This window comes from Methanocaldococcus bathoardescens, assembly GCF_000739065.1.
GTDB lineage: Archaea > AGJL01 > Methanococci > Methanococcales > Methanocaldococcaceae > Methanocaldococcus > Methanocaldococcus bathoardescens.
Genome location: NZ_CP009149.1, coordinates 34124 through 51052, shown reverse-complemented (window position 1 = coordinate 51052; position 16929 = coordinate 34124). Strand labels below are relative to the sequence as shown.

Genomic DNA, 16929 nt, shown 5'->3' with positions numbered 1-16929 from the left:
GATGTTTTGATATTTACTTTTAAAATTTTTTAAATCGCCATTTTAAAAGAGTTAAAATTGCATCAACACCATCTCTCCATCGTATTTTTTTACCTTCTTTTAAAGTCCTTGGATAATAACTTATTGGTACCTCATAAATCTTATAACCTCTTCTCAAAATCTTTGCAGTAACTTCTGGTTCCCAGTCAAATTTATTTCCTTCGGCATTTATTAATATATCTTTTAATTCTTTATGAAATACTTTATAGCACGTAGGTTCATCAGTTAAAAATGTAAAATAAAGTAAGTTTGTAATTAATGTTATCCCTAAACCGCCTATTAAAAATGATAAATGAGAAAATTTATTTCCTATTTTTCTTAATCTTGAACCATACACCACTTTTGCCTTTCCTTCTAATATTGGTTTTATTAGTTTTGGATAGTCATTTGGGTCATATTCTAAATCCGCATCTTGAATGATTATTATATCTCCTGTTGAATGTTTAATTCCAACTTTTAACGCACTACCTTTTCCGCCATTTTTTTTATTTAGGAGTTTAATATTTCCATTTGGATGATTTTTTTTGAATTCTTCAACAATTTCTTTTGTTTTATCTGTTGAACCATCATTTACAACGATAATTTCTTTTTCTAATGGTAATTCTACATCTAAAACCTTTTTTAAAATTTTTTGTATGGTTTTTTCTTCATTGTATGCCGGAATTATTATAGATACTTTTTTTATATTTGAACCCATTTAATCCACCTTAATTTTATATAGGGCAGCTATTTTCTGTCCATTATAAGTATAATTCCAAACTTCAACCAAATATTTATTTAAATCGGGTTTCCATGGATTTGTAAAATTGTAATAATTCTGAGGTGAAATAACCAAAATGTTGAATTTCCTAATATTATCATTTCTACATGAAGGGTCTATCCAAAAATTCATAGGGATATATTTTACCCCATATTTATCTAAATATTCTCTATTTTCTTTTGTGTCATAAGTCATTAGAGGATCATACATTCCAATTATTCTTCCATTATTATCAAATTGAAACTCTGAATTTATCCAATAATAATCCCAGTATAGGTAGGATATGTTATATTTCCTTATTAATTCTAATTTTTTCTTTGTATCATTTCCATACAAAATTATAGAGGCATCCATATCTCTTTGAGGCAAATTCATATATGGGTCATTTTGTTGAGCCCATCTATTAACCATAACCTTCCTTCCACTAATTGCATTAATTACAAAGCTTAACTCTTTTGTTGATAATATAACATCATTTACATCAGTATTTTTTAGTAAATAATTTTGTAAAGATATGTAAACATCTGGCATTGGGTGTTTCCCAACATTTGCCCATCTATCGTTGTTTATGTAATTAACGAAAGCAAATGTTGTATTTGCAAGTAAAATTACAAATATCGTTCCAAAAACAACCAATTTTTTTGAAATATTTTCAACTTCGTGCAATCTTAAATGATTTTTAACATAATTTATTCCAAACAAAGCAAATAATATTGCAGTTGCCCAAATGTAAAAGTAAGACATGTATGTAGGGATAAAGTTTATCCCGAATAGAGGTTCGGTTACGAAATAACAAAATGTGGCAAATACTGAACCTATTGCAAAGATTTTTAAGAATTCTTTTAAATCGCTGTTTTCTGACTTGTAATATCCATAAATACCAAGCCAAACCAACACTGTTGTTATAATTCCACCTATTGACTTAAAGTTAAGTAGGTAAGAACTTAGAGTATTGAACAAGAATTTTATTTGAACATCCAATCTTCCAAAATCCATAATATCCATATGAATCCTATCATAAGGTCTATGTAGATGATAAACAAATATTGGCTTATACCAATAAAGCATCAATATAGGCAATGCAACAATCCCAAAAATTCCCCAATTTTTTATATTTTCTTTTAAATATTCCAAAATTCTATCTTTGTTTTTATACATCTCATAAATAACAAAAGTTGCTATTATTAAAGTTGCTCCAACAAATGCAACCATGTGAGATAAGGTCAATAATCCATAAACTAATCCCAATGAGACATAATAAATTATTTTCCTTTCTTTAAATGCTAAATATAAAGTAAGGATAAATAAAGGTAACATAATTTGATGAGTAAAGTTTGTATATTTCAATATTGGATATGCACTTATACCATTTGCTAAAACCACCCCAATTAAAGCTATCCAATCATCTTTAAACAAAACTCTAAATAGGCAGAACCATATAACACTCGCCACAACAAATAACACTATAGAGAAATAAAACATTCCTTTCATTGTATCTAAATTAAATAAATCACAAAATTTAGCACAAATATAGGCATATAATGGAAGATAACCAGGCATCCCTCCAACCATTGAGGAACTCTCTAATGGATTTCCTCCTTCTCTAATATGCCAAATAACCCCCATCTGATAATAATAATCTCCACCATAGATTGGTGACGGCAAAGATTTAAACTCTGAAATTCCATTATATTGAATAATCCCTCCAAGAATAATATATAAAACCAATAACAAAATTGGTATTCTATGTTTGATATCCATAATCTCCCTCCAATAATCGTTTTAAATCAATAATTATTCAAGATTAATGTTAAAATCACAATACATATTTAAAGTTTTAGTTGAATAAGATATAAAGCTTTAAAAGTATAAACTTGGTGATATGATGTTATTTAAATACCAAATAAAAACAAATAAACGAGAAGAGCTAATAGATATAACCCCACAAATAGTTTCAGCAATATCTGAATCAAAAGTTAAAGATGGGATAGCAGTTATCTATGTCCCACACACAACCGCTGGAATAACTATAAATGAAAATGCCGACCCGTCAGTAAAGCATGATATAATAAACTTCCTCTCTCATCTTATTCCAAAAAATTGGAATTTTACACACTTAGAAGGGAACTCAGATGCACATATAAAAAGCTCTTTAGTAGGCTGTTCTCAAACAATTATTATTAAAGATGGAAAACCATTATTAGGAACTTGGCAGGGAATATTTTTTGCTGAATTTGATGGACCGAGAAGAAGAGAGTTTTATGTAAAAATAATAGCTGATAAAGAAAAATAAAAAAACAAAGTTAATGTTTATTGTGATATCATGAAGGATTTTATCATAAACAGGCTAAAAAAATTTACCATTGAAGATTTAATGAGATGTATTTTAGGACTGCAAGAGATTGAAATAAAGGTTTATTTTGACCTTTTAGAGAATGGAGAGGGTAGTGTATTAGAAATTGCTGAGAGGGTTAATAGGGATAGAACTACTGTGCAAAAAGCTTTAAGAAGCTTAATGAACTGCGGTTTAGTCAGTAGAAAGAAAGTAACAGAGAAAGTTGGATACAAATACATATACAACGCTGTAGAGTTAGATAAAGTGAGTGATATCATTGAGGAGCTATTGGATGATTGGTATCAGAATGTTAAAAAATGGCTTAGCTATTTTAGAGAATGCAGAGATGAGAAAAATTATTAAATCTATTTTGACAAAATAACATTGATAATAATATCGCTATGGGGTGGGAAGTATGAAAGTTATAGGGATAAGTGGTAGTCCAAGACCTGAAGGAAATACAACTTTATTAGTTAGAGAGGCCTTAAATGCTATTGCTGAAGAAGGGATTGAAACAGAATTTATATCATTGGCTGATAAAGAATTAAATCCATGTATTGCATGCAATATGTGTAAAGAGACTGGAAGTTGCCAGATAATTGATGATGTTGATGAGATATTAGAAAAGATGAAAGAAGCTGATGGAATTATACTCGGCTCACCAGTTTACTTTGGAGGAGTTTCAGCTCAGCTAAAGATGTTGATGGATAGGTCAAGACCCTTAAGAATTGGTTTTCAATTAAGAAATAAAGTTGGGGGAGCTATAGCAGTTGGAGCAAGTAGAAATGGTGGGCAGGAAACAACAATTCAACAGATACATAACTTTTTCTTAATACATTCAATGATAGTCGTTGGAGATAACGACCCAACAGCTCATTATGGAGGAACAGGTGTAGGAAAAAGTCCAGGAGATTGTAAAGACGATAACATTGGTTTAGAAACTGCAAGAAACTTAGGTAAAAAGATAGCTGAAGTTGTTAAGTTAATTAAAAAATAAAATACTTTTATGTTATTTTGAAATTTATTTTTGTTCTTTTTCTTTGTAATTTAAAATTTAAATATATAAAAACTAAATTACGTGATAATATGGTAGATGCAAAAACCAAAGTTATTGGGTTGATTGGGCATCCTGTAGAGCATTCTTTCTCACCAATAATGCACAATGCAGCTTTTAAAGATAAAGGATTAAATTATGTTTATGTGGCTTTTGATGTCTTGCCAGAAAATTTAAAGTATGTGATAGATGGAGCTAAAGCCCTTGGGATAGTTGGGTTTAATGTAACAATTCCACACAAAATAGAGATTATGAAATATTTAGATGAGATAGATAAAGATGCTCAATTAATTGGGGCAGTAAATACAATAAAGATAGAGGATGGGAAAGCTATTGGCTATAATACAGACGGCATTGGGGCAAGAATGGCTTTAGAGGAAGAGATTGGAAAAGTTAAAGATAAAAATATAGTTATTTATGGAGCTGGTGGTGCAGGAAGAGCGGTAGCTTTTGAATTGGCAAAAGATAACAACATTATAATAGCTAATAGAACCATTGAAAAAGCTGAAAACTTAGCTAAAGAAATTTCTGAAAAATTAAATAAAAAATTTGGTGAAGAAGTCAAATTTAGTGGATTAGATGTAGATTTAGATGGAGTTGATATAATAATTAACGCTACACCTATTGGAATGTATCCAAATGTTGATGCTGAACCAATAGTTAAAGCAGAAAATATGAGAGAAGATATGGTGGTTATGGATTTAATCTATAATCCATTAGAAACAGTTTTATTGAAAGAGGCGAAAAAAGTTAATGCAAAAACAATAAATGGATTGGGGATGTTGATATATCAAGGAGCCGTTGCGTTTAAAATATGGACTGGTGTAGAACCAAATATAGAGGTTATGAAAAACGCGATAATTGATAAGATAATTAACCATAGTTCCCATCAAGCAGATAGATATATAAATACCTTAATACTAAATTAATTAAAAAAATTAAAAACAGTTCGAAGGTGATATTTTATGAAAAAATCAAAAATGCATCGAATTAAACGATTAATAAAGATTATGAGGGCTAAATTCTACCCGATAGTTGCCAAGTATATATCGCCATACACCCGCAGAGAAATAATATCTCTCTCGGACTTAATAATATTTTCGGTTTTGTGCATGGTGTATTTTTCAGGCGTGTATAAACGTAGATACGAGTTTTTAATTGAAGATCTAGGATTATTTCCGAAAATTAGGTATAATAAGATAGTTGAACGAATAAACAGATACGAACAATTGTTAATTGAAATTCAGAAAGCTTTTATAGAAAGAAACAGTAGGTTATTCATTGATACGATGCCGATTAAGACAAAAGAGCTTGTAAGGAGAAATCGACATGAGAAGATGGAATTTTCAGTGCTTATTAAAAAAATGGTAGTGTCGGATACAACCCTTCGAAAAAATGTTATTATTTTGGATATAAGGCAACTTACATTACCGATGGGAGGTTTCTAACGTTACTATTTATAAACCCAGCGAATCAACATGATAAAGATATCTTAGAAGAGAATTATAGGGTAATCGTTAAAGAATTCAAAAACTGTGTAATAATCGGAGATAAGGGTTATATTGACAAAGGACTTCAAAATCTATTTAAACTCGGAGGAGTTCAATTCATAGCCATAAAAAGAAAAAACATGATAAAATCGAATGAAGAGGGGATGATATATTCACAACTGAACAAATCAAGAAAAATAATCGAAACAAAATTTTCAGAAATGATTGAAGCATATCCCAAACACATTCGAAGTGTAAGCAAAAAGGGCTTAAGCGTAAAACTCTCACTCTTCACAATCGCATACAACATCAAAAAATTAGAGAAAGATTATTATAACAAATGAATATTTGAATGTATGATGGGAACTAAGGTGATAATTAATAAAAAATAAACTTTATAAAATATTATTTGACAAGAAGATTGGGATACTATGGACAAAAAGCTAAATATTTTAAAAATAAAGGCAGATTTAATAAAATATGTGGATGTGGAAGAAATAGAAAATTTACCAAAAGTAAAAGTTAAAAGTGTTGAAGAGTTCTTAGAAGCCCATAGAGTTCTTGGAAAACATGTAATTTACAGATATAAGGATAATTTTGAGCAAATATTTTTCTTTGTAGATAATGGAGTTATATTTTACATCCCCACTAATGGATTTAAATCATTGTCAGATTTAATTGATGCAAAATCTTTAGGATTAAGTGCTGAAGAGTATTATGAATACTTAGAGTTTGAAAATATTGATGAGTATAAAAAGTACAAGTCCTCGGGATTTAGAAATATTGAAGAGTATAAAAAAGCTAAAGAACTTGGTTTTATTGGAGGGCTTCAAGAACTTGTAAAAGAAGGCATTGCAAGAAAAATAGATGATAAGTATTGTATAGAATACCTATTTTATGGAATATTAGAAGAGCAGTTATTTTTAAACGATGCTGAACTCTATAACTTTGCATTAGAAAAGGGATTTAGTAACTTTGATGAGTTAGTAGATGCATTAAGATTAGGTTTTGGCGATATTAAAGAATACCAAGATGCATTAAAAAGAGGATTTAAAGATGCGTATGAATACAATGATGCACTAAGTAGAGGGTTTAATGATGCAGAAGAATATAGAATAGCAAAAGCTATTGGAGTGTCAAGTGAAAAAGAGTTTAAAGAGTATAGGGAACTAAAAAGAATATGTGAAAACTTTGAATTAGAAACATTTGAAGAAGGTTATTTATTAAAGATTTTAATGGCTTTAAAGTTAGATGAAACAATAAATCTCAAAGATTTATACAATAAATTAAAAGAAAAGGAAAAATTAATGAAGATAAAAAAAGATATGTTAAACAAACTTTCTAATATGTCAGTACCATCTTGGTATTCTACAAGATTTGCTACGATAGACGATTTGGAAGAATATTTAGAAAATAGCGAAACTATTTCCCTTCTTGGTGAATATAGTAAAGAAGGGAAAATATTTAAGAGAATATATCCACCAAAACCATCAAGGAGAATCGTCATTATCGATGCCATAAGTATTTTGGAAAATATACACAATCTCTCATCTGAATCTATAGAAAACCTTATTAAAAAAATTAAAAATGCTGAATTTAAAAATGTGGTAGTTATAACAGATATGGCAACATACTATAAAATTAAAGGAAAAGAAATTTGCAATTATTTGTTTAACGAATGCAATATTAAAAAGGTTGAATCAAAAGATGAAGCTTATGACCTTATAATAGAATATATCAAAAACTTTGGAGCTTTAGTTATAAGTAACGCCTCACTTAAAGATTATATACTAAATAATTCAAAATATCTATCTTATAAGGAAATTGAAGATTATATTATTCCATTTACAGTTGAAAGCGGAGAAATTAATTTAGATGTTGAGTTATTAAGAAAGTTATATACTGAATTAGTTACGAAAAGAATTGAAAAGATAAAGGCAGATGTGGTATTATGAGGGTGAGGATAAGAGACTTTATAGAGACAGTTGAAGGATTATACTTTGCTGTAAATACTTATTATTACCCAGAAGATAGATTTTTTGCTTTTTTAAGATATGTTCCTTATGAATTTGTAGATTTTGAAGTGGATAAAAATAACATTAGGGAGATTAATGGAAAAAAGTATGTAAAAATGGCTGAAACTCATAAAGCTTACAAATTTTTAAAAGAAAAATTTGATAAATATCTTTTTTATGATGAAACAATTAACGTTTTAATGCATGCTATTCCAAAAGAAGATGTTAAAAGAATTTTAAGCCCAAAAGAGAGATTAAAAGAAATTGTTAATGAAGAAAACAATTTAAATGAGTTAGAGGAAAAATGTAGAAAATTAGCTCTAATTTTAGAAGATTATGGAGTTCCAATTAAAAGTATGGGTGTTAGTGGCTCTTTATTGTTAAAATTAAATAATAAAAATTCAGATATTGATTTTGTAATTTATGGAAAAGATATGCATAAAAAAGGGAGGGAAGCTTTAAAACAGGCATTTGAAGATAATAAGTTAAAGCCATTATCTGATAATTTTTGGAAGATAGCTTATGAAAAGAGAATTAAAGATGGAACTCTAACTTATGAAGAGTTTGTATTTTATGAAAAGAGAAAGTTTAATAGAGGCACTATAGATAATACAATGTTTGATTTGTTGTTTACAAGGGAATGGGAAGAGATAAATGAGAAATATGGGGATAGAAGATATAGAAACTTGGGTTTTATAAAAATAGAGGGAAGAGTTTTAAATGATGACTTTGCCTTTGATAATCCTGCAGTTTATAAGATAGAGTGCTATAATGATGAGGATATAAAAGAGGTTGTTTCTTTCACTCACACTTATGCTGGACAGTGCTTTAATGGTGAAGAAATTATAGCAAGAGGTAAATTGGAAGAAGTCATTAATAAAAATGGAGAAAGATATAAGAGGGTTGTTGTAGGAACTACAAGAGAAGCGTTTAATGAATATATAAAAATAAAAAGATAAAATAGGGCTTGTTATGATAATTGAAACACCATCAAAGGTTATATTATTTGGAGAGCATGCAGTTGTTTATGGTTATAGGGCTATATCTATGGCTATTGATTTAACATCAACTATAGAAATTAGAGATATAGATGGGAATGAAATAATTTTAAATTTAAATGACTTAAATAAAAGCTTAAGGTTGAATTTAAATGAGATAAAAAATATCAATCCAAATAACTTTGGTGATTTCAAATACTGCCTTTGTGCAATAAAAAACACTATTAATTATTTAAATATAGAACCAAAAACGGGGTTTGAGATAAATATTAGCTCAAAAATTCCAATAAGCTGTGGTTTGGGTAGCTCTGCCTCAATAACAATTGGAACTATAAGGACTGTTAGTAAATTTTATAATAAACAGCTTAAAGATGATGAGATTGCAAAACTTGGTTATATGGTTGAGAAAGAGATTCAAGGAAAGGCAAGTATTACAGACACTTCAACAATAACATATAAAGGCATCTTAGAGATAAAAAACAACAAATTTAAAAAAATTGAAGGGAAATTTGAGGAGTTTTTAAAAAGTTGTAAATTTTTAATAGTTTATGCTGAAAAAAGAAAGAAAAAAACTGCTGAATTAGTTAATGAAGTGGCAAAAATTGAAAATAAGGATGAAATATTTAAAAAAATAGATAAGATTATTGAAAACTCTTTAAAAACAGATAATAAAGAAGATTTTGGGAAATTAATGACTAAAAATCATGAACTATTAAAGAAATTAAATATCTCAACACCAAAACTCGATAAAGTTGTAGATATTGGGAATAGATTTGGTTTTGGAGCAAAGTTAACAGGAGCTGGAGGAGGGGGATGTGTAATAATCTTAGTTAATGAAGAAAAAGAGAAAGAGCTGTTAAAAGAACTAAATAAAGAAAATGTAAAAATCTTCAAATGTAAAATGATAAATTAACACTTTTCTTCTTTTAAACCATGGAAGGAAACTCTCTATTAGTATGAAACTTTCTTAAAGTTTCATCAAAAATTTTTTGGGGTATACTAATAGGGGGCAAAGCCCCTTATGGTGTATGAATTAACACTTTTCTTTTAAATATTCAGCTAAATTCCTCCTAACTTCTCTAATAGTGAAGCCCCATTTAATAGGGATGTTATCCTCTTTATTCAAAATCTCAATTAAGTGAGCAACTCTTGGCAATCTTAAATTAGCTTTTCTTATTGTCTCAACATCACTGAAAACTTCTTTTGGTGTTCCTTCTTTCAAAATCTTCCCATTATACATAATATAAACCTTATCAGCATAAACTGGAACTAAATCCACATCATGCGTTGAGATTATTATAGTCATTCCTTTTTTATTCAAGTCATATAGAAGTTTCATTATCTTTGATGCCCCAACAGGATCTAAACCAGATGTTGGCTCATCTAAGACAATAACTTCTGGTTGCATAGCTAAAATCCCAGCTATTGCTACTCTCTTTTTTTGACCTCCACTTAAATGGTGAGGAGGTTTATTTTCAAATCCTTCCATTCCCACAGCTTTTAAAGCTTCTCTAACTCTTCTCTCAACTTCATCCTTAGGCAATCCTAAGTTTAAAGGCCCAAAGGCAACATCTTCTTTAACTGTGGGGGCAAAGATTTGGTCGTCAGGATTTTGAAAAACTAAACCAACAGTCTTTCTAACTTCTATTAAACCCTTCTTGTCATATTTTATTGGTTTTCCTTTTATTAAAACCTCTCCTTTTGTAGGTCTTAAAATTCCATTAAAATGTAAAAATAAGGTTGATTTTCCTACTCCATTCGGCCCTAATATAGAAACCATTTCTCCTTTTTTTACTTTAAAATTTATACCTTTTAAAACCTCTGTCCCATCAGGATATCTAAAATACAAATCTTTTGTTTCAATCATATACATTTATTTCACCTAAATGGGTTTGAAATCCATGGTTAAGTAAGATATTATTACTAAAATTATTTCAAATAATATTATCCCAATCATATAAATTAATTTTGGGTTTTCTATCTCTCCGAGAATTCTTAGCTCGCCATCATACCCTCTTGAACTCATGGTTATAAATAACTGCTCTCCTTTTTCCCAAGTTCTTATAAATAAATTTGATGCTAACATTCCCAACGATTTATATGTTGTTTTTAAATCTTTATATCCCAACCTTGTTTCTTGTGCATTCTGCATTCTAATTAGCTCATCAAGTAATACAAAGATATATCTATACATCATCATAGCTATATCAACCACAACACTCGGCAAACCTAAACTCCTCAAAATATAAAAAATCTCTGTCATTGGTGTTGTTAAAGCTAAAAATAGAGTTGATGCAACACCTCCAAGCATTCTACTAAAAACTAACAGCCCCATATCTAAACCTTCTTTGTAGAATCCAATTGTAAATCCAAATATTTTAAATGAATACATCTCTGTTGTTCCATACCAAAATGCCATAAATATTAATGTAAATAAACCAAATCCAAATACAGGGAAAAATAAAGTTAAATATATCTTTTTTGGGACTTTTGCCTTAAATAAAGTTAAATAAATCATTATAATTGTTATAATTAAAGGAACAATAACCGATTTTGAAGCGACACAAATAAATAAGGATAAAATAGCAAAAATAACCTTTAATTTTGGATTAATATTCCTTAAATTATTATTAAAAGCAATGCTATCAATTGTATTCTGCAACAAAAAAATCACCTTTAAATTTTATTTTAAAATAAATTAAAAATAAAATTTTAGGCATATTGAGATTTTGCCTTATAATAGCCGATAAAGTAACCAATAATTATTGCCCCAATTGCCGCCTGCAAAGCAAACAATAAACTCTCAATTTCTCCACTTGGTGGCTCCCAGATTGGTTTAAACCATGATTGATAACCCGGATCTACCTGCTCAATAACACCTTCTGCTGCATCATCTGCTCCTCCAAAGTATCCTTCTTCTTCACCTTTACCTGCATACATTATTAATGGAATAACACACAAAATTACAACACCCAAAAGCATTAGAATGTGTTTTGTTTCCAAATTATTCACCTCCTGCTGATGGAGATACCTTCAAATTAGGAACTTCACTTTCATCAATAACTCCTAACTTCAACAAAATGTCTGGTCTTAATTTCTTTATGTAGTCCCACAATACCATTGTTAAAAGACCTTCTGCAATTGCTAATGGGATTTGTGTTACTGCAAACACTGTAGCAAAAGCTGTAAATGTCTTAATTGGGTCTGTTCCAGGGAATGCTAAAGTTAATTGGATTGATGTTGTAACGTAAGTTGCCCAATCAGCAAATATTGCCGCTAAACCAATTGCATAAGTTGAGTTTATTTTTCCTTTTAATGCTTTATAGATAATCCAGCCAACAAACGGCCCTACAATACCCATTGAGAAAACATTAGCCCCTAATGTTGTAATTCCCCCATGAGCTAACAACAATGCTTGGAACAATAAGGTTATAGTTGCCAACACTGCTGTAACAGCAGGACCAAACAACACAGCCCCTAAACCGTTACCGCAAGGATGGGAGCAACTTCCAGTAACTGATGGCATCTTTAAAGAACTTAAAACAAACATAAATGCTCCAGCAACAGCTATTAATGGCTTTGCTTCTGGATTTTCAGAAATTATTTTCTTTAATTGCATTATTCCATAAGCCACTACAATACCAGAAAGAACATACCAAAATATGCACCATTGTATTGGAAGAAACCCCTCCATTATGTGCAAATTATCACCCCATTAATTAAAGGAAACTTTATATTTTTACAGTATTCTTTATCTTATATAAATTTAACGGTATTTTATAGATGATAAAATAAATTTTAATTATATTATTTTTAATGAATTTTCTTATTTTTTTATTATTTTTTATTATCATTTTAAATTAAAGACATTTTTAGTATTGATTAATTTTTCTTTTTTAGTAATAAACTATTTAAATAATAACCCAATTAAGGTAATATTAAGTATTACAAAAGATAGTATAGTATAAAAATTAGTTATTACGGTGATGGTTTTGGAACTTCTATACACAATAACTGCCTTCATAATCGGAATGTTGCATGCATTAGAACCAGGACATGGGAAAAATGTTTTAGCAGCTTATATTTTAGGAACAAAAACGTCTCTAAAAGATGCTATTCTATTGGGGGCAACTATAACTCTATCCCACACAGCAATTATATTTTTATTAGGAATTTTATCAATTTATTTATTAGAAGGTTTAAATGTTAATGTAGTGCATGATATGATGAGTATTATTGGGGGTTCTATATTAATTGCAGTGGGAATCTGGATAGTAAAAAATTATTTTTATCCGCATAAGCATAAGATAGATACAAAAAAGGGAATTATTGCTTTAGGATTATCAGCAGGTTTAGTTCCATGTCCAGCTGCACTGGCAGTTTTATTATTATCAATTTCATCAGGAAATTTATTTGATGGTTTAATTTATGTTGCAATATTTAGTATTGGATTGGCTGTATCTTTAACTGGTTTAGCTATTACTTTTGTTAAAAGTAAAGAATTAATTAAAAAATATGTTGGAAGCAAAAAAATATCAAAACTACCTTTAATAAGTGGGGGGATGATTATATTAATTGGCCTATACACAATATCTCATCCAATTATTGGACATTTAAATCTGAGTTAAATCCAAAGGAAAGTTTTAAATTTTATAAAAGGCACTATTATATAACATTAAAAATTAGCCAAATTAATGTGATATTATGGAAGAAAATAGACAAAAAAAGATGTTAAAATTTTCTCATATAACAAAAGTTCATCCATGCTTTAACGAAAAAATTCATGATAAAGTTGGTAGAGTACATCTTCCAGTAGCTCCAAGATGTAACATTGCATGTAAATTTTGTAGAAGAAGTTTGGGTAAAGAGGCATGTGAGCATAGGCCAGGGGTAGCTTTATCAGTATTAAAGCTAGAAGATGTTGAAAACTACTTAAACAAAGTGTTAAAAGAGATTCCAAATGTTAAAGTTGTTGGAATAGCTGGGCCGGGAGATAGTTTATTTAATAAAGAGACATTTGAAACATTAGAGATTATTAACGAAAAGTTTCCAGACCTTATAAAATGTATCTCTACAAATGGGCTGTTACTAAATAAATACTATAAAAAATTGGCTGATTTAAATGTAAAGACAGTTACTGTAACTGTCAATGCCATAGACCCAGAGATTTTAAAAGATATAATTGAATGGGTGTATTATGATAAAAAAATACATCATGGCATTGAAGGGGCTAAGATATTGATAGAGAATCAAATAGATGGAATAAAGAAAGCCTATGATGAAGGATTAATAATAAAAATAAATACTGTCTTAATTCCAGAGATAAATATGGAACATGTTGTTGATATTGCTAAAGAGTTAAAAGATTTTGCTTATATGCAAAATATTATTCCTCTAATTCCATTATACAAAATGAAACATCTGAGAGCTCCAACATGTGAAGAAATAAAGAGGGTTAGAGAAGAATGTGAAAAATACCTTCCACAATTCAGAGCTTGTGGGCAGTGTAGGGCAGATTCAGCTGGTTTAATAAAAGAAAAGAAAATATTAGAAGATTTCTTCAAAGAAAAAAATAAAGAAAAGAACAAAAAACTGGATGTATTTGATTTGAAGCATTTTTCACATTAAATCTAAAAATAATTTTTAATAATACAGTTTTTTAACTCTTTCAATAGCATTTTTTGATAATCTGTCTCTATCCATTGTATAAACTTCCATTTTTGGAATTATAACTCTAACTGCATCAACTCCAACCTTATTTAAATCAACATATATTAATTTATCAAACCCAAACTCTGAGATTTTATCTTTTATGAATTCCAAATCTTTCTTTAAATTATATGTTGCGTTGTTTGGCATGTCAGCAATATTTATTTCCTCTTCAAATTCAAACCATTTCCTATGTATTCTCTTTAATCTCTCATAAGGGATTTTTGAAGTAAATTCTTCTCTTAATTTTGCATCTCTTCTAAATCCATGAAGTTGAGAAGCTCTACTTTGAGCAACCTCAGTTAAAGCCCTTAAAATAGCTATCTCTGGATGTAAATGGCATCCTACACCAACACACAGCATCAATGGGTCTTTACTTGAATCATCTGTAATAGCCGCAACTACTGGAATCTCAAACTCTGGTGTTAAATCCTTCAAAATTACTTCAACTCCAGCTTTTTCAAACTTTTCAATTAACTCATGAATTAATGGGTTTTTTGCATCTTCAGGATTTATCTTTCTTGGTATTTTTCTTGCTAAATCTGCCAAACTCCATGCATCCCTCTCAATAATCTCCAAAGTAGCATGTAAAATTGCTTCATTTAAATTATTTCCACTTGCCAATCCATTGGTGTTTCCTCTAAACAATTTTCCAGCGGTTGGATAGAAAACAGCTTCTGCTGGAACATCAACAACCTCATCATTAATAATATCAATTCCTTCAACCCATTCTTTGACATTTTTATCTGCATATTGTGGTACAATTAAATCTTCAATGTTTATTGGATTATCAGCTTTTTCTTTAACTTTATTTTTATCATAACTTGCTGAAAACCTCTCTATAGCTTCCATGCATGCAGAGACCTTCGCCTGTATTTCAGTAGCTCCCTTTCCATAATGAACTGCCTCTCCTTCTTTCCCATTTACAATAACTCTTCTTTTTAAATAATAAACTGGAATTCCCAATTTATCCAAATGTTGTATATTCCCAATTTCTATTGTCTGTATCTTTTTTAACGCCTCCTGTATCTTTTCAAATGTCTCCTCTGGATTGCAAATTCTATAACTTGCTAATTTGTATGTTATATCCATTAACCTCAACCCCTCATTATTTATTCTTTTCTTTTTATTATTATAACAATATTACAACTTTATATAACTTTACCATATTAAATCTACTAACTGTATTGGCTTACTTAAATGCCTCCTTGCAGAACCAGGCACTTCATAAAACCCAATTTTTAAATCCCTCTCAACCTCTATCTTTTTGATTTCATCGTAAGCAATAGATTTTTTACATTTTTTACATTTATAACCAGCTTTTTTACCCTTTGCTTTTAATGTTCCTCCACAGTATGGGCATCTCTTATCCTTAACAAACTTTTTTTCCAATTTTAAGATTTTTATCTTTTCAACATTTATTCCTAAAGGCTTTTCTCTCACAGTTCCATAAACAGCTATGTAATCCCCAACTATTAACTTTCTTATAATATCCCTAAATCCTTTTGTTGGTTCGTAAGCTACACAATCGATTTCTCCAGTTCCATCTGATAATTTAAATATTACATGCCCGCCTTCTATATCTCTCGGCTCTTCTACAACTTTTCCATAAACAATAACCCCAGTATTTGGATAAATATCTTTAATATTCATTTTTCTTAAATGAACATCCGTCCCATGGTTTGTTTTAAAAATCATAAATCTTTCTGGTTTTTCTCCTTCAATCATGTTCATTGCTTTTAATAAAACTTCTACATCAATTCCTCTAATTCCAAATAAAACAGGGCATGGTGTGTTTGGTGTTATTAAAATCTTATTATTTTCATAATCGTAGTTGTCAAATGTGTAAGGAAATGTCTCTTTATCCATTTTTATAACACTATTTTCATCAATCTCCCTTTTCTTTCCCCACATCTCCTTCTTTCTGTAAGCTAAAAGCTCATAAGTGTAAGGTGGAGTTGATGATACAGCTCCTAAAGCTCCAATTATCCCCCTACCCAATTTATACTTTATAAACTCTCCTCCAACCTTTAAGATGAATTTTTCAGCATAATCAACATCAACAATATCATAAAGGACTTTTTTATAATAATAGTTAAGTTTTTCCCTATTCTCTTTATATTTTGTTTCATCCAAAAATACAATTCCGGGATTTGTGTTTTCGCATTCAAAATCAGTGTATTTTTCAACTAAACTAATGGTTATATTTTTAATCTCTTCCTTATCTTTTGAATATAGCTCATCTAAAACGTGTATTGCAACTCCTCCATTACCTCTTGTTTTATATTTAACCATTGGATTCATTCTAATGAGTTTTGGCATATCTACGCTATATCCATTACCTTTTAATTCCTCTATTAATAAAGTTGCTATATAGGTAGTGCAGTACTTGTTTGGGCTGTCTGTATCGTCAATTCCGATAAACATCACACATCACCAAAAAATTTCGTGAATATTGTAGGACTTTCACAGGAATAAAAATTTTTAATGAAGTAATGCCTTTGGCATTAAACTACATTAAATTAAATT

19 protein-coding genes are annotated in these 16929 nt (G+C 29.5%); 11 read left to right on the top strand and 8 right to left on the bottom strand.

What is annotated here, in order from left to right:
- Positions 1-19 precede the first annotated feature (19 nt).
- Both JH146_RS00255 and JH146_RS00250 read right to left on the bottom strand, forming a co-directional pair.
- Positions 20-736, bottom strand: a complete 717-nt coding sequence (locus JH146_RS00255) for a glycosyltransferase family 2 protein (RefSeq protein ID WP_048201120.1) — start codon at positions 734-736, stop codon at positions 20-22.
- Complete coding sequence (locus JH146_RS00250; protein WP_048201119.1) at positions 737-2560, bottom strand: glycosyltransferase family protein; 1824 nt, start codon at positions 2558-2560, stop codon at positions 737-739.
- Between the two features lie 124 nt (positions 2561-2684).
- Here JH146_RS00250 and JH146_RS00245 point away from each other — a divergent pair, with 124 nt between their 5' ends.
- The 9 genes from JH146_RS00245 (at position 2685) to mvk (ending at position 9604) form a co-directional block, all read left to right on the top strand.
- Positions 2685-3092, top strand: coding sequence for a secondary thiamine-phosphate synthase enzyme YjbQ (locus tag JH146_RS00245; protein WP_048201118.1), 408 nt, complete (start codon positions 2685-2687; stop codon positions 3090-3092).
- A 30-nt stretch (positions 3093-3122) separates the two neighbouring features.
- Entirely contained in the window at positions 3123-3497 is a 375-nt protein-coding gene (locus JH146_RS00240) for a helix-turn-helix domain-containing protein (protein WP_048201117.1), read from the top strand.
- Positions 3498-3549: 52 nt separating this feature from the next.
- Positions 3550-4131 carry a flavodoxin family protein gene (locus tag JH146_RS00235; protein ID WP_048201116.1) on the top strand — a complete coding sequence of 194 codons (582 nt, stop codon included), beginning with the start codon at positions 3550-3552 and terminating at the stop codon, positions 4129-4131.
- A gap of 89 nt (positions 4132-4220) precedes the next feature.
- Positions 4221-5117, top strand: coding sequence for a shikimate dehydrogenase (aroE, locus tag JH146_RS00230; RefSeq protein ID WP_048201115.1), 897 nt, complete (start codon positions 4221-4223; stop codon positions 5115-5117).
- Positions 5118-5153: 36 nt separating this feature from the next.
- Entirely contained in the window at positions 5154-5636 is a 483-nt protein-coding gene (locus JH146_RS08750; RefSeq protein WP_048201114.1) for a hypothetical protein, read from the top strand.
- The gene (locus tag JH146_RS08735) at positions 5615-6022 is read left to right on the top strand and encodes a transposase (RefSeq protein ID WP_236953699.1); all 408 of its coding nucleotides are present in this window, start codon (positions 5615-5617) and stop codon (positions 6020-6022) included. Before JH146_RS08750 ends, JH146_RS08735 begins: the two co-directional genes overlap by 22 nt.
- Before the next feature lie 87 nt (positions 6023-6109).
- Positions 6110-7633 (top strand): Rossmann-fold NAD(P)-binding domain-containing protein, encoded by a 1524-nt coding sequence (locus tag JH146_RS00215; RefSeq protein WP_048201112.1) that lies wholly within the window; start codon positions 6110-6112, stop codon positions 7631-7633.
- A complete protein-coding gene (locus JH146_RS00210; RefSeq protein WP_048201111.1) occupies positions 7630-8652 on the top strand; it encodes a nucleotidyltransferase domain-containing protein in 1023 nt (340 codons plus the stop codon). Before JH146_RS00215 ends, JH146_RS00210 begins: the two co-directional genes overlap by 4 nt.
- Before the next feature lie 13 nt (positions 8653-8665).
- Positions 8666-9604: a mevalonate kinase gene (gene mvk / locus JH146_RS00205; RefSeq protein ID WP_048201110.1), complete on the top strand. Its 939-nt coding sequence runs from the start codon at positions 8666-8668 to the stop codon at positions 9602-9604.
- A 120-nt stretch (positions 9605-9724) separates the two neighbouring features.
- On the opposite strand, the gene JH146_RS00200 is transcribed toward mvk, so the two are convergent.
- Genes JH146_RS00200 through JH146_RS00185 form a run of 4 tightly spaced genes read right to left on the bottom strand, consistent with a single transcriptional unit; the run spans position 9725 to position 12394 of the window.
- Positions 9725-10564, bottom strand: coding sequence for an ATP-binding cassette domain-containing protein (locus JH146_RS00200; RefSeq protein WP_048201109.1), 840 nt, complete (start codon positions 10562-10564; stop codon positions 9725-9727).
- 9 nt (positions 10565-10573) lie between these two features.
- Positions 10574-11353: a cobalt ECF transporter T component CbiQ gene (gene cbiQ / locus JH146_RS00195; RefSeq protein WP_048202554.1), complete on the bottom strand. Its 780-nt coding sequence runs from the start codon at positions 11351-11353 to the stop codon at positions 10574-10576.
- A gap of 50 nt (positions 11354-11403) precedes the next feature.
- Positions 11404-11694, bottom strand: coding sequence for an energy-coupling factor ABC transporter substrate-binding protein (locus JH146_RS00190; RefSeq protein WP_048201108.1), 291 nt, complete (start codon positions 11692-11694; stop codon positions 11404-11406).
- A gap of 1 nt (position 11695) precedes the next feature.
- The gene (locus JH146_RS00185) at positions 11696-12394 is read right to left on the bottom strand and encodes an energy-coupling factor ABC transporter permease (protein ID WP_048201107.1); all 699 of its coding nucleotides are present in this window, start codon (positions 12392-12394) and stop codon (positions 11696-11698) included.
- A gap of 283 nt (positions 12395-12677) precedes the next feature.
- On the opposite strand from JH146_RS00185, the gene JH146_RS00180 reads away from it, so the two are divergent.
- A complete protein-coding gene (locus JH146_RS00180) occupies positions 12678-13319 on the top strand; it encodes a HoxN/HupN/NixA family nickel/cobalt transporter (protein ID WP_081874436.1) in 642 nt (213 codons plus the stop codon).
- 76 nt (positions 13320-13395) lie between these two features.
- The gene (gene nifB / locus JH146_RS00175) at positions 13396-14319 is read left to right on the top strand and encodes a FeMo cofactor biosynthesis protein NifB (protein ID WP_236953663.1); all 924 of its coding nucleotides are present in this window, start codon (positions 13396-13398) and stop codon (positions 14317-14319) included.
- Between the two features lie 15 nt (positions 14320-14334).
- Here the strand turns inward: nifB and JH146_RS00170 are convergent, their stop codons facing one another.
- Both JH146_RS00170 and JH146_RS00165 read right to left on the bottom strand, forming a co-directional pair.
- Entirely contained in the window at positions 14335-15492 is a 1158-nt protein-coding gene (locus tag JH146_RS00170) for a YcaO-related McrA-glycine thioamidation protein (RefSeq protein ID WP_048201105.1), read from the bottom strand.
- A gap of 69 nt (positions 15493-15561) precedes the next feature.
- Positions 15562-16827, bottom strand: a complete 1266-nt coding sequence (locus JH146_RS00165; protein WP_048201104.1) for a tRNA(Ile)(2)-agmatinylcytidine synthase — start codon at positions 16825-16827, stop codon at positions 15562-15564.
- Positions 16828-16929 lie beyond the last annotated feature (102 nt).